Source organism: Flavobacterium soli DSM 19725 (assembly GCF_000422705.1).
Classification (GTDB): Bacteria; Bacteroidota; Bacteroidia; order Flavobacteriales; family Flavobacteriaceae; genus Flavobacterium; species Flavobacterium soli.
In genome coordinates this window covers 26040-39927 of sequence record NZ_KE383907.1, presented here as the reverse complement: position 1 = coordinate 39927, position 13888 = coordinate 26040, and the positions used below count along the sequence as shown (strand labels likewise).

Here is a 13888-nt window from a genome sequence, read left to right as displayed (position 1 = left end):
AAGATTTGCAATTTAACATTTTTTATAGAAACTGTTACTTGTTGCATATTAATTAAATAACATTTTTCCAAGCATTTCGCACATTCGTCCAATCGAAAGCCTCCACTTTAGCTCTTGCAGCTCTGGTTATGCTTGTAGCAAGATGAGGATCACTACACAAACGTTCAACCGCTGTAACCATTTGCGATACTGAATTAGCTTCGACAAGCAATGCATCCACTCCGTCTTCAAGCAGATAGGGAATCCCTCCAACATTCGTACTCACAACAGGCAAGCCCAATGCCATCGCTTCCATGACACTCACTGGAGTATTATCAAAATTGGTAGTGTTAATAAAAATACTATAATTTGCAGACAAGTTTACCCATTCCTTTTTGGAGAGTTTTCCGGTAAAAGTTACATCCAATTCATAGGCTTTCGCCAAAGCTTTAGTGGTAACAAGCGAACCATCCTTATCGGGTCCAACCATACACAATGTAGCATCGGGGAATTGAGTCTTCAGCTTTCGCAGCACCTCAACGGCCATACTGGGATTGTAGATTTCGGCAAACGCTCGTACCCAAAGTAACTGTGGGACAATTGCTTCACGTTCCTTAAAGGTATAGTTTGCAATTTCAAGCGTGTTGGGAATAAATACCGTATTGCTAAAACCGCTTACCGTAAAATGATGCAACAAATAGCGAGAAGGAGCAACATTGATTGCGGCATTTCCAAATAACAGGCTGCAAAGTTTTGGGTTGTTTTTCAAACGTTCTGGAAGATTTCCTCCATGCAATAGCGGAAGATATCGAAGCTTTAAAATCCTTGCCAACTGACTGACCAAAAAGGCATACCAAAAACTGGAGGTACTGTAAGTATCTATCAAAACCATATCTAACATCTTTCGCAATCGAAACATCTGCCACAGCATATCTAGCATTCGCAACACCATATTTTTCTCAGATGAAACATAATAAACCCTATAACCTTCGCTTTCTAACAAAGGCCCCAAGGTTTCAATTGTAGTAACAGAAACACCATGTTGGGAGAGTTTATTCCCTATGTAGAGGAGGCTTTTCAATGGATACAACTTTTAAGAGTGATAGTGCATAGACAAAGGCAGGTGCAGCAATTCGCATGGCAGCATGATTGATGGTGAGGAGCCAAAAGGCAAAAAACGAAAACAAATAGAGATTTTGCTTGTTATCTAACGATAAGAATAAAGGGGTTAAGATTAGAATCAATAACCCTAAAATTCCTAATGAGCCATGTTCAGCCAACATCCTTGACAATTCATTGTGGGAAGCCGCTTCAATACCAGTTAATTCTTTACGATACTCTTTATTTCTTCCCACCCCAATCCCTAAAATTGGATTTTCAACAAACATTTGCAGTTCAGTTGCTATCAATGTTTCTCTTCCAGACAACTCACTTTCTTTTTGTCTACCTCTTGCATCTTCATTGGCATACCGTCTATCAATAAGTCCACTAGTCTGTACAGAACTATAAGCCCAAACTCCCAAACCTAAAAGTAAGGCTCCAATGGCAATAAATACTAGTTTTACTTTTGTCCCTGATTTAGCAAATTTATAGACCATTAGTAGAAGTATAATTACCATAACCAAACCTGTATAAACCCCTCCACGAGAAAAGGTTACGACCCCTCTAAAGGCAACTAGACACAATAGAAAGGTGTGAATTAAAATGATTTTTTTTGATTTGGAATTTAAAAGCAATAGTGCAAAAAAAAGGAAGGTTCCCAAACCTAGTATGGTTGACATCTGGTTTGGGCCAAATCCTCCAGAGGTTTCAAAGTTACTGCTGGTTCCTGTAACGGATTCTTCGATGCTAGGTGTATATAAGAATAAATAAGTTAAGATAGAAACTATGGGTAACGCCATAGCTATTACTATATTATTTAACTGTTCAAAAGTAATTCTTCTTCGATAGCAGTAAATCGAGGCAACCCCAAGACAAACAGGACCAGTAATATTGAAAAAAATAGCTTTCTTAATATCTGCTTCTAAGGACAACTCGGTGGTTGATAACACAACTCCTGGAATAAGCAAGAGTAAGAAGATCCAATACACAAAAGCATATTTTGAAAAACCACGATACAGCATTCCTAAGAAAAGAAATGATATCACTCCATACTTTCCTTGTTCGTTAAGAAAAACACCATCTGTCATTCTTAATAACACCTCCACACCGATCATGTAAGCTGAAGCATAAAGTGCTTCATTATTTTGATTTTTATTTTTAATTATTACCAAAACTCCTATACCGATAATAACGAGACCAAAAAGTTTAGAAAGAAAAGGAAATAGAAAAAGGAAAAATCCTAATCCTAAATGTATTAGAAGTAATGTAATATAAGTAAGTTGTTTTTGCTGCATCTACAAAGATTGATAATGTTGTAACACTTTTGTAATCAGAACATCAGTGGAGTAAAGTTCAGCTACATCTTTTTTTAATTGTTGCCCTAGAGCATATCTCCATGTGGCATCATTGCATAAGGATAAGAAATGCTGTTCTAATTCTCCAATAACTGTGGGATCAAACAACAACCCATTTGTATTATGCTGTATGATTGATCCACAATAACCAACATTGGTGGAAATTACAGCCAAACCAGCAATCCCATACTCTAATAAAGTTACGGGGAAACCTTCATAATAAGAAGCCAGAACACCAATTTCGGCTTGACTTAGAATAAAGTCAACATCAGAACAACTATCATAAAGAAACACATACTGCTCAACTTGAAGTTCAAAAATACACTCTTTTAATGTGTTAGCATATTCATCCTTATAATCTTTCCCGACAAAATGCAACGTCCATCCTTTTTTAGCCAGACCTGTATTGGAAAAAGCCTTTGTCAGAGTTAAATGATTTTTAGGGTGACGTAAATTCGAAAGACAAACAATTCTCTTCTCTGTTTGACCTTTCAAGATTGTTTGCTTCTCCTCATTAGGATTGGGTAAGGTAAAATTAGGCAGATATATAATTTTTCGGGTAAAAAGATTTCTCGTTGCCCATTCCTCTAATTGTTGATTAACTACTATAATGCTACTAAAAAAATAAGAACAGAAAATTAAAACTTTATTATGCCCTTTTTTTTGATTACTTCTGGCTCCATTATGATCATGCCATACAATCTTCAATCTAGGAACAACAAATTTGAGTAAAATAGCTATAAAAAAAGTAGTGCCATGAGCATGGACAATTGAAACTTGATGAAGTTGTACAAATTCTCGTAAACGTGCAATTGCATTCAAATCTAATGTTTTTTCCTTGTTTAAATACAGATACGAAACACCGGGTTCCAACTGATCTTTCAAAGGCCCCTCTTTTCGGGTAGCAACAAGTCCAGAAAATGCAACCTTGCCCAAAAGGGCATTTGCATAATTGACTGCCATACGTTCTGCACCACCAGCATCAAGGGCATCAATAAGTTGTAGTGTTCTCATGCTTTTAAGAGTTGTTGTAAAGCACTTTCAAAATAATCAAGTGTATAATTCCGAGACCATTCTGCTGCCTTATTGCTTTTTTCAAAAAAGGCAGTTTCATTATGAATTAAATTTTTAATCTTCGTCACATCAATAGCCAAATCCATTGTCAAAAGCATACCTCTCTCTTCGTTTCCTAGCATAGTCGAAACACAAGAAACAGAACTTGCAACTGGAACACACCCCCAAAACATCGCTTCCGCAACTACTTTTGGCCATCCTTCACTTTTGGAAGCCAAGATAAGAAAATGACTGTTTTGATAGGCTGCTTTCACATTATTTTTTGCTTGATTTCCCATTAAAAAAACAACATTGGTTAATTGTTTTTGCTTGATATACTCCTCTAATTGTCCTCTCTCTTTTCCTTCTCCGTATATTTTAAGTCGTACCTTACAACCTAACTCGTGTAAACCTTCTGCCATTTGCACAGCATATAAAGGTTGTTTCCCTTTCGCTAAGGCACCAACAAAGAGCAGTTCTATTGTATTTTCAAAGCCTCGTTCTACTATTGGCAGTTTATCCTTTTCACTATAGGTTGCGGTAAAAAAAGGCTTGATGTTTTTGGATTGATTTTCCCATTCTCCATATACAAGAACTTGCATGTTTTGAGTTAAAAAAGTATTGGCTAAAATCCAGCGTTGGAGCTTATAAGTAAAAGGTTGTTGGGCTTTTGGATCCCAATTTCCAGCATATTTTGCCGTTTTTGTTTTTTTTGGAAACAAAACCTGCATCACTGCTCCAATTAAACCCATATTTCCGGGACACCTCAAGTGAATATGATCAGCTTTTTGCATGGCTTTAAACACACTGTAAGCATTAATAAAAATAAGAGGAATAGCTTTTAGTATATTTTTAAATTTAGTTATATCAAACTCTTTTAATTCAACTGTTGACTCAATGTCAAAGGAAATAGGGTGCACTAATAAGCCTCTATCTTCTCTCCAAACAGGACAACAAAATTGAGTTTGATTAGCATATTTAATCCATAAGCGAATTTCTTTTTCATAAGGTGAATATAAATAATTGCAACCTTTGATTGTTACAATTGGTGCAGATGATATAATTAATAGCTTCATTTAGATATACCCCTCCGAACTTTTTTCTGAAACTTTAATGGCCGGGACTCCCATCATAACACTTCTGAACATCACATTTTTATTTACTAAGGAGCAAGCCGCAATTAAAACATCATCTTCCACAACAATTTTACCAGCAACTACACTATTGGCACCTATGTACACATTGTTTCTTATTATCGGAACCCCTCTATTTTCTCCCTGTCCTGAAATCCCTATCGTCACTCCTTGAGACAAATTACAATTATCCCCTATTGAAGCGTTGGCATTTAGAATAATTCCTCCAAAATGTCCAATATAAAATGATTTTCCAATTTTCGCAGATGCAGGAATGGAAATTCCAGTTAAAATTTCAATTACTTTTTGCCAAAACAAGCATAGTAACTGAAAACATTGCTTCAAAATAGGTATATTCATTTTATAAACGGAATGTGCAATACGATATTGAAAAATAGCCCAAAAACCTTGGGTAAAAAATACAATCGTAAAAAAATTACCTCCGTATTTTTTATACTTTCTATAATCTGTTACAATAAGATTAAAAGTATTCATACGTATTAATAGTTTTAAAAAGTAAATATACAATTAAGGCTTAAAATGGCTATACTTTTTACCCTAAATACTTTTTTATTCTAAATATGACAAATAATATTCACTTTAAAAGTTTGTTTTATAGATATTTACAACAATTCATAATATCATTTTTAGAATAATTATGTATTCTTTAGCGGATTTGAGAAAAACAAACTCCACCACCCTACAATTCTGCCCAAGGCCTCTGTAAAGGCTTCTTTTCTTCTGACACTCGACCTGTCAAGTACATTTGTCATGCGGATTAGCGTGAGCAGAAGCGTAATGGAATGCCACTTTGTTTTGGATATAAATGAAGGTTTTGGATATTTTACACGCCAAACATAGTAACCGTTTCGCACTACCATTTTACCGTATTCGTATTGATTAGGACGGCCTGAAGCATCGTGATAATGAGCTAATTTGGCATTTGTGTTTACAAATAATTTTCCGAGATTGGAGAGTCGGAGTGTAAAGTCAGCATCTTCATATAATCCATATCCTTCAAAATAGGTTGAAAACTGTAGGGTTTCAAAAACTTCTTTTTTAAATGAAGCAACACCCCCCATTAGCTGTTGGGTTGCATAAATCTTGCCAGATGGCGGTAAAAAACCGATGCTTCTTCCATGTGAAAACTCAGAACTGTATCCCGGCGGAACATCTGAATCTAGCCCTAATTTTTTTCGTACCACAAATCGTGAGCCCTCCTTTCTAATGTATCCGTCAAAATAAAACTCCTCGATTTTAGGAACAAATTTTTCACCAACGAAAGTCCATTGTACTTCATTTGTAATATATCCTCCCACACCAAGCGATTCTGGATACTTCGCATAGGTCGCAAGAATTTCTTGAAAATAATGGGCATCCAAAACGGTGTCATCATCTAGAAAACAGACTATTGCTGCTTTTCCATCAACCTTACTGATTCCAAAATTTCGTTGTTTGGTGAGTCCTCTATCTTTAGGTTCAACTTTGTGATACTTGATATTTCGAAAAGTATGCTGACTAAGCATTAGGTAAGTATCGTGGTCTGGGCTTCCGTCAATAATTAGAATTTCGAATGGATATACGGTTTGCAAGGCTACCGATTCTAAAAGTCGTAAAAGCGGCTGAGCTCTTTTATAAGTACATATTATTAAGGAGAATTCCATACGCTATTTTAACAGAACAAATATAGAAATTAGTATTCAATAGTACTGTGCCTAAACATTGAATTAGAAAAGTTTACAATTCTTTTAAAAATTAAATTTTGAAAGATACTTTAATTCATGAAACTATATAGATCATTATCAACACTCCTCCTTATATTAATTTATTAGCCCAATAAACACTCTGGTTCCATTGTTGTTGGAATTTTTTATAATAAGCAAATGGATTTTTTATGGGTTGATGTCTATAAAACTTAAAGAATAGGATCACTTTATATCCCAATAACTGTTGAGGAGTATTGTACATAATTTTAAAAAGCATTACTGTGGGGGAAGGTTTAGGTTGTATGGGATCGTTATGCCATGCCAACTGAGGTTTTGTTCGAAACCCTCCTATTGGTGCTTTCAAGTGCAAAATTTCAGGTTGTGGCAAATATAATATGTCAAATCCTTTATGACGCAATTGCATACCAAAATCCGCATCCTCTCCATATCCAAATTCAAACGCCATATTAAATCTAATTTTGTTTATGGAATTACTACTGACAAAACTATTTCCCGCGCCAAATGTTGGCCACTGAATTACTTTCTTGTGAAATAATTTTTCATGGGGCTGTATATAATTTGTTGTTACAACTTCATTACCAGTTAATCTAATCTTCTCAAACATATCTTCAATCAAGTTGGCTGAAAAACGGTTATCATCATCTGCTAAAAATATCCATCTGCTATCCGTTTTATTTAAAGCAATATTTCTTGCATTACAAGCTCCCGCCTGACGTGTAAAGGTGTGCAATATTTCAAAAGGCCAAATTTCATTCTCAAGATAATCCAATTCGCTTTCACTTCCTGCTGATGGATTTTGTTCAACTATGATAATTTTATTGGGTAGGTGGGTTTGTTGTCGAAAATCACATAATACATCATATAAATATTTTTTCCTACCAATTGTTGGGATGATGACATCAACTGTTTTAATATCAATCAGGTTTTTGGAGGAATTGATTATAATAGCATCTAAAACAGAATCACAAACTTTTATCTGCCTATGAAAAAGAGAATTCAAAAGAGGCAACAGTTTAAATTTTCTTTCATATAGCATATAATTTAAGAACAAAATAAAAACCCATCTTGCTCTGTAATGTTTTTTAACAAAATAAAACATTTCTAAGGAGTCAATCTCTTTATCTTTTGCTTGGAAAGTCGAATTAGGCTTAATTAAAGATGGAGCTGAGTAGCATAAAAGTCCCAAAGGCATCATTACTTTCGCCAAGGAAACTAAAAAAAAATCAAACTTTTTATATTTTGGAATCACATGTTCTGATGCTTGTAAAACTTCACTGGAGATACCTCCAACGAAACTACTCATCTGCCAAGTTGCGAATTGTATTTTTTTATTAATTTTTATAAAAGGTGAATCTTCAATATAACCAATACTATTTGGCAGATAAAAATTCGCTGATGGATTGTAGGAAGCCATAATTTTCTTGTGATGAAAAATGGCAATAACTTCTTCTAAACAAAGATATTTTTTTAATGAAATATGACACCAAATAATTATACTTGAAGGATACATCTTAGCTAGTGTAAAAAGAGTATCAACAATTGATAAATTAACTACATTAATCGGATGTTGATCAGCATTATTCCATATAGCATCAACTACATTGTTTTGATGATAGATAATAATCATAAATAGTGGTTATAAAAATCAATATTGCTTTGTGTTACGTTCTTCACTGCAAATTTATTAGCAACTTTTTCTCTCGCCTTTTCTCCAAATTGTTTTCGTAATCCTGGGTATTCCAAAAGCTCAACAATCTTATTTGCGTATTGTTCATGGCTTTTTGGATCTACCAAAAAACCTTCTGTTCCATCCTCAATGATCTCGCTTGCCCAACCTATATTGGAAGCTACAATTGCCTTTTTCATTGCCATTGCTTCAAGCCAGGATACCGGAAGGGCTTCGGCAAAGGATGGAAAAACACAAACATCTGCTTTAAGAATGTGTTCTTTTATGACATCATAATTCACACTACCAAGATAAATAACGCTTTCTAGTGTTTTTTCTGTAAAGGTTTCTTGCATCATTTTCCATGTTGAGGAATTGACTGATATAACATCTGGGACATCTTGGCCAATCAATGTCAATTTTGCATCAGGACAGTGTTCAATAACTTTATTGAAGATATAAGGTAACTCAAGTAATCCTTTCTTTCGGATAAGACTTCCAAAATACAGAATTTCGGATCCATTAGTTGCATCTATTTTAAAGTCTTTAAAGAAATCTGTATCGACAGAATTTGGAATTACGGTAAATTCAATATCTAGCTCAAATAATATATTAGTGAGATTTCCCGTAAACTGACTAACCGAAATGACAGCGTCTGCTTTTTTAAGAGCCCTTTTTTCATGAAAGCGATTAAAATATCTCACATTTCTTCTATCCAGATGACAGAAATAAGTGTCCGTTCCATGTTGTCTGATTACTATTGGACATTTGGGCTGTATAAAAGAGGTTATACCTGTCCAATCGGGAGCTTCAACCAAGTCGATTTTTTTTTCGCTATAAAGTGTATTGATTAAGTTTTCTATTTTTTTACGGGTAAAATACCAAGACAAACCTTTGATTTTTATGTTTTTCACACAATAAAAAACAATCCCATTTTCTTCAAATACCTCATCTTGCTTTTGACCATAAATAACTATTACAACTTTATTCTCGGCAGAAATTAATCCACTCGCAAGATTCTTAATACTAGTTCCGATACCTCCTGAGGGTCCAAACTTTGTATGGGGATATTCGGGGGTAAGAAAGGCTATTTTTATCATTTAAAAAATCGATTTAATAAGTACAGTGTGAATTTTTTCGCCCCTTTTTCATTCATGTGCCCACAAGAAGAAAAACAGCTTTCATCTGTTATAACATCTTCTAAATTATAGATTTCTGGATATAATTTGACAACATCATCAAAATACTTTATATTCTTTGTGTTTTCACACATAGGAGTGGTAACTGCTATAATATTGACATTATATATTTTACAAAGTTCTTTTATTTTTTCATATCCTTTATTCCGTTTTGGGTGATATCGGGACAGATCATACTGCATTTTTTTACCCGTTTTTTCCAATGGTGAAAAACCAAACAGCTCCATGTTATGGGAGGGTTTTTGGGTTGCTGTAAAAAATAATTCTCTAGCACCTATTTTTGCATCATTTTTTATATACTTGTAAAAAGGAAAATAATATAGTTGATCAAATTCTGGTATATTTTTATAATAACTTCTAATAGTGTTTGACTTTCTCAAAAAAGGGTAAAAAAGTATTCTTGTTCCTTCGGAATAACCATTTGAATTAATATTTAAATCAACTTCCACAACTAAATTCTTAATCTTTGTTCCTTTTTCAAGTAAGAGTTCTAACAATAACGCACTTTCCTCCAATCTAGAACCGCTCATTCCATAATTGTAGGCTTTAAATCCTCTTTCTATAAATATATTTGGCACAAAATGATTATTAGCTCTTGAAGAACCTAAAAAAATAACATCATATTTTTTTGCCTCTCCTAAATAAGCTAATGCAATTTTATTTCTTGGTTTAGAATTATTATAGATTTCCGTATAAGAATAATCAGCAAGAAAAAGCACACCAATAATAGTAATACAAATAACTGCTATATGAAATAGAAACTTTTTCATTAAAATTGAAAGTAAATAAAACTTTTATATTCGGTGTAAACTCCAAAAAGAATCAAAACTAAAATCCCAATAACGACCTTAGTATAGGAATACTTGCCTGTAAAAGGCTCTTTCTTGTAACGATGAATCCATTCTACAAAGATAAAAAATAGCAGTAAAACTAATAATTCATAATTATAACGTTCTATATTTAAATACTGTAAATCAAATTTCATATTTAAAAGCATTCGTTTTATGTACCCAAAAGCTTCAGAAAGCGAACGAGATCTAAAAAAAATCCAAGCAAAAGATGTCAGTAAAAAAGTAGCTATAATTTGTAGAAAAACTTTAACTCCAGCTCTTAAAGACAGTTTTCCTATATTCTCAGTATTCAATTTATTTTTATTACTCAAAAGCAAAGGTAAAAAGTAAAGAGCATTCAAAAATCCCCAAACTATAAAAGTCCAATTAGAACCATGCCAAAATCCACTCACTAAAAAAATGATAAATGTATTCCTCACTTTTATCCAAACTCCGCCCTTACTACCGCCCAATGGAATATATAAATAATCTTTGAACCAAGAGGAAAGTGAAATATGCCATCGTCTCCAAAACTCAGCAATGTCTCTTGAAAAATAAGGATAGTCAAAATTCTTAAGAAGATTAATTCCAAAAAGTTTAGAAGTTCCCAAAGCAATATCAGAATACCCGGAAAAATCACCATAAATCTGAAAAGCGAAGTAAACAGCTCCCAGAATCAATGAAAAAGTATTCATGTTTTCGTAGTCATCAAAAATAGCGTTTGCATATTGTGCACAACTATCAGCAATTACAACTTTCTTTATAAGTCCCCACAATATTTGATATACACTTTCCTTTGCTTGTTTAAAATTAAACCTTCGCTGGATTTTCACTTGAGGCAATAAATGGGTAGCTCTTTCTATTGGACCAGCAACTAATAGGGGAAAATAACTAACAAAAAGAGAATAATCTATTATGTTTTTTTCAGGTGTTATTCTGTTCTTGTAAATATCAATTACATATGATAGCCCATGAAAGGTATAAAAAGAAATTCCCACTGGAAGAATGATCTGCAAGGTAGCGTAATGAGGTGTTAAACCAAAATTCCGAACAAAATCTGCAAAAGAGGAAACAAAAAAATTATAATATTTAAAGAATCCTAAAAATCCTAGATTTATACTGATCGACAACCAAAACCAAAACTTCTTTTGAGATATTGTTTGAACTTGATACATTTTTAAACCCGTTATATAGTCAAGCCCTGTAGAAAATAACAATAGAAATAAAAATCGCCAATCCCAACAAGCATAAAAAAAATAACTTGCAATTATTAATAAAGAGTTTTGGGAAGTTTTGTTTCTATTAAAAACAAACCAATACAGCACAAACACTATTGGAAGAAATATAGCAAATGGTGTTGAATTAAAAAACATTATTTTTTTATTATTTGCATATAATTAGACACCATTTTATTTATTGTAAATTTTTCTTCAATTAAAATTCGGGTGTTCCTTTCAATCTTCATTTCACCTTTCCATAAACTCAATAAAACATCTTTAAGTACCTCAACATTTTTTGGCTGGAAAATAAATCCATTTTCATCGTTTGCGATAGCTTCCTCATTACCACCAACATTAGTAGTAACCACAGGTACATTTGCTGCCAAGCTTTCAAGAATAGATAAACTGAAACATTCCATATGGGTGGGTTGCAACATATAATCATAATGGCAATAAATAGATTTTAGTTTCGGACTGCTTCCCATAAATTGAAAACATTTCTCCAATGCTAATCGTTTTACTTGCATTTCAAGCCCTGTGCGATAAGGCCCATCGCCATAAACATCAATCCTTATTTCACTTTTAATTGAATCAGGCAATAAATAAACGGCATCAATCAAATCTTGGATACCTTTGGAATAACGCAAGTGAGAGGCTGTTAGAAATGTAGGATGACGTTTGTTTCTATCTTGCCTAACTTGAATATCCTCTATGTCAATTCCATTATAGAGTGTCATGGTTTTATTTTTTAATTGCGAACCAAAATCATTGATAAGTTCTTGCACTGTATAATTTGAAACACCAACAAACAAATCAATATATCGGCTAAAAAGCAATCCCTTGACTCTTTTTTTTATTTTCTTGTGCCCCTTATAACCATCGAGTGGTCTTGGATTATGATCAACAGCTATGACGGTTGCAGTTGATTTTTGCTTGACTTTAGAGAAAAAGGAAGTACACAATTCTAGAAAATGAGTGAACACATGCGTATAATCGTTAGCAACGTTTATAAGATGATTAAGAAAAAAGTGTTCTAGCGATAATGTAGTACTGGAAAAAATATGGAGTTGAGAATATTCACCATGATTTGAACTATTAGGGAAAAACCAATCGATTTCAAAACCCTGTAATTTGCATTGCTTGTCAAATTCCCAAAAGAAATAGTCCATTCCGCCTACTCGTGTTGGTAACAATTCATAATTGCAGATGACGGCTATTTTCTTTTTTTTTAGGTCCATTGTACCAAGGTTTGTGCGATTCTTTTTCCAGTTTCAGATAAGGGTTTGCTGACTTGCAATTCTAATAATTGCTTTCTGTTTTCAGAATCCGAATTTGGATGTTCCAGATATATATTTATGGCTGTAATCAGTTCCTCTTTATTCTTTACAATTTTAGTGGCATGGCTATTCACAACATTTACAATATGGGCATAATTCAAGAAACGCTGATCATCATACAAACCGTTTTCACGATTCCCAAAAACAGTATTAATTACTGGTTTGTCGAATTGGATAAAATCCAGACTCATGGTAGAAAGCATATTGATATTCAAATCCGAATATTCTAATAAACTCCTCAAGTCTTTGACATCTTCGATAGAAGGTATTCGTTGTGACCACGTTTCTTGATGGCCCTGCCTTGATAGGGTCCATCGGGGATAGTTCCACTTTAAAAAAGAGAATCGCTCAACGAATGAAGCAAAACGAACTGGATCCTCGGCTGGAGAAGTTCTAACAATAACATTTACGGGGTCTATCTTGCCTTCCAAAATAGCATTGGCAATGGTTTCAATATATAATTCATCATTCTTACTGGTGGAGATATCGCCACAGCTAAAGCAAATGGTTTTTAGGGAATTGTTCAAATTAAACTTCTCTACAAACTGTTCTTTAGAAACTTTATATCGATCCAATACATAAGGTTCGAATTGTGGTGTTCCAACCACCCTTATATTTTCTATTTTTACAGATGAATAAAATTGTTGCAGCTCGGTCTTCATTAAATCACTCCACACCAAATAATAATCAAAGTTGGCTGCCATTCTGCCTTTAGAAGCTAAATTATCCCAGGAAAAGATGAAGGAAGCTGTTTTGACCTTCAATTGTTCAGCTTGATAAACTAATGGTGCAATAAAGGGTGGACGTTGGTGCGTAAAAAATAATAAATCAAACTTCTCTTTTTCTAAAATGGTTTTATATCCAACTGTAATTGAATCGTGCTTAAAGGTCCTTTGTTGCCAGGAATTGTATCGTTGAATCCATTTTTCCGAATGTAATAAAGTAGTAACTTTAAAAATAAAACGCGTTGCATACCCCCTAGCTGTTTTAGATTTAGAATGGTTTGTTTCTAAATTATCAAGTATCCCAAAATTGTTTTTTTGGTGAAGCTGCAAATGGGCTACTTCTTTGGCTTTCCTAAAAAACCAAGTCTTAAAATTTTCTTCAAAAACATCTAACTCAATTATTCTTGATTTTTTTACAAATTCAGAATAAACCTCGGCTGGCAAACAGGAAAGTACAACAACCTCATCAAATGTTTTTTCGGCTTCCGCCAAAAAATCACTCAATATAAAGTTTCTGAAACCTACTCCGTCAGTAATCACAACGCCTAATTTTTTCATGCTAA

At 33.6% G+C, this 13888-nt stretch carries 12 protein-coding genes; all 12 read right to left on the bottom strand.

The genetic code is table 11. From position 1 onward, the window contains the following. Nucleotides 1–52: 52 nt before the first annotated feature. Nucleotides 53–1060 (bottom strand): glycosyltransferase family 4 protein, encoded by a 1008-nt coding sequence (locus G508_RS0115675; RefSeq protein ID WP_035695016.1) that lies wholly within the window; start codon nt 1058–1060, stop codon nt 53–55. After that, nucleotides 1032–2375, bottom strand: coding sequence for an O-antigen ligase family protein (locus G508_RS0115670; protein ID WP_026706512.1), 1344 nt, complete (start codon nt 2373–2375; stop codon nt 1032–1034). Before G508_RS0115670 ends, G508_RS0115675 begins: the two co-directional genes overlap by 29 nt. Beyond that, the gene (locus G508_RS0115665) at nt 2376–3449 is read right to left on the bottom strand and encodes a glycosyltransferase (protein WP_026706193.1); all 1074 of its coding nucleotides are present in this window, start codon (nt 3447–3449) and stop codon (nt 2376–2378) included. Then, nucleotides 3446–4564 carry a glycosyltransferase gene (locus G508_RS0115660; protein WP_026706192.1) on the bottom strand — a complete coding sequence of 373 codons (1119 nt, stop codon included), beginning with the start codon at nt 4562–4564 and terminating at the stop codon, nt 3446–3448. The genes G508_RS0115665 and G508_RS0115660 overlap by 4 nt, the downstream gene beginning before the upstream one ends. After that, nucleotides 4565–5116 carry a serine O-acetyltransferase gene (locus G508_RS0115655; protein WP_026706191.1) on the bottom strand — a complete coding sequence of 184 codons (552 nt, stop codon included), beginning with the start codon at nt 5114–5116 and terminating at the stop codon, nt 4565–4567. Between the two features lie 161 nt (nt 5117–5277). Then, entirely contained in the window at nt 5278–6285 is a 1008-nt protein-coding gene (locus G508_RS0115650) for a glycosyltransferase family 2 protein (protein WP_026706190.1), read from the bottom strand. Between the two features lie 151 nt (nt 6286–6436). Then, nucleotides 6437–7975: a glycosyltransferase family 2 protein gene (locus tag G508_RS0115645; protein ID WP_026706189.1), complete on the bottom strand. Its 1539-nt coding sequence runs from the start codon at nt 7973–7975 to the stop codon at nt 6437–6439. Beyond that, nucleotides 7972–9114: a glycosyltransferase family 4 protein gene (locus G508_RS0115640; protein ID WP_245569883.1), complete on the bottom strand. Its 1143-nt coding sequence runs from the start codon at nt 9112–9114 to the stop codon at nt 7972–7974. Before G508_RS0115640 ends, G508_RS0115645 begins: the two co-directional genes overlap by 4 nt. Continuing rightward, nucleotides 9111–9983: a hypothetical protein gene (locus G508_RS0115635; protein WP_026706187.1), complete on the bottom strand. Its 873-nt coding sequence runs from the start codon at nt 9981–9983 to the stop codon at nt 9111–9113. The genes G508_RS0115640 and G508_RS0115635 overlap by 4 nt, the downstream gene beginning before the upstream one ends. Then, nucleotides 9983–11416: an MBOAT family O-acyltransferase gene (locus G508_RS0115630; RefSeq protein WP_026706186.1), complete on the bottom strand. Its 1434-nt coding sequence runs from the start codon at nt 11414–11416 to the stop codon at nt 9983–9985. Before G508_RS0115630 ends, G508_RS0115635 begins: the two co-directional genes overlap by 1 nt. After that, a complete protein-coding gene (locus tag G508_RS0115625) occupies nt 11416–12501 on the bottom strand; it encodes a glycosyltransferase family 4 protein (RefSeq protein ID WP_026706185.1) in 1086 nt (361 codons plus the stop codon). The genes G508_RS0115630 and G508_RS0115625 overlap by 1 nt, the downstream gene beginning before the upstream one ends. Continuing rightward, nucleotides 12492–13883: a hypothetical protein gene (locus G508_RS0115620; RefSeq protein WP_026706184.1), complete on the bottom strand. Its 1392-nt coding sequence runs from the start codon at nt 13881–13883 to the stop codon at nt 12492–12494. Before G508_RS0115620 ends, G508_RS0115625 begins: the two co-directional genes overlap by 10 nt. Nucleotides 13884–13888 lie beyond the last annotated feature (5 nt).

What these genes read in the sequence shown, in the direction of transcription:
- G508_RS0115645 (WP_026706189.1), bottom strand. Translation starts at nt 7,975, where the DNA reads ATGATTATTATCTATCATCAAAACAATGTAGTTGATGCTATATGGAAT.
- G508_RS0115650 (WP_026706190.1), bottom strand. Translation starts at nt 6,285, where the DNA reads ATGGAATTCTCCTTAATAATATGTACTTATAAAAGAGCTCAGCCGCTT.
- G508_RS0115655 (WP_026706191.1), bottom strand. Translation starts at nt 5,116, where the DNA reads ATGAATACTTTTAATCTTATTGTAACAGATTATAGAAAGTATAAAAAA.
- G508_RS0115670 (WP_026706512.1), bottom strand. Translation starts at nt 2,375, where the DNA reads ATGCAGCAAAAACAACTTACTTATATTACATTACTTCTAATACATTTA.
- G508_RS0115630 (WP_026706186.1), bottom strand. Translation starts at nt 11,416, where the DNA reads ATGTTTTTTAATTCAACACCATTTGCTATATTTCTTCCAATAGTGTTT.
- G508_RS0115665 (WP_026706193.1), bottom strand. Translation starts at nt 3,449, where the DNA reads ATGAGAACACTACAACTTATTGATGCCCTTGATGCTGGTGGTGCAGAA.
- G508_RS0115635 (WP_026706187.1), bottom strand. Translation starts at nt 9,983, where the DNA reads ATGAAAAAGTTTCTATTTCATATAGCAGTTATTTGTATTACTATTATT.
- G508_RS0115620 (WP_026706184.1), bottom strand. Translation starts at nt 13,883, where the DNA reads ATGAAAAAATTAGGCGTTGTGATTACTGACGGAGTAGGTTTCAGAAAC.
- G508_RS0115640 (WP_245569883.1), bottom strand. Translation starts at nt 9,114, where the DNA reads ATGATAAAAATAGCCTTTCTTACCCCCGAATATCCCCATACAAAGTTT.
- G508_RS0115625 (WP_026706185.1), bottom strand. Translation starts at nt 12,501, where the DNA reads ATGGACCTAAAAAAAAAGAAAATAGCCGTCATCTGCAATTATGAATTG.
- G508_RS0115660 (WP_026706192.1), bottom strand. Translation starts at nt 4,564, where the DNA reads ATGAAGCTATTAATTATATCATCTGCACCAATTGTAACAATCAAAGGT.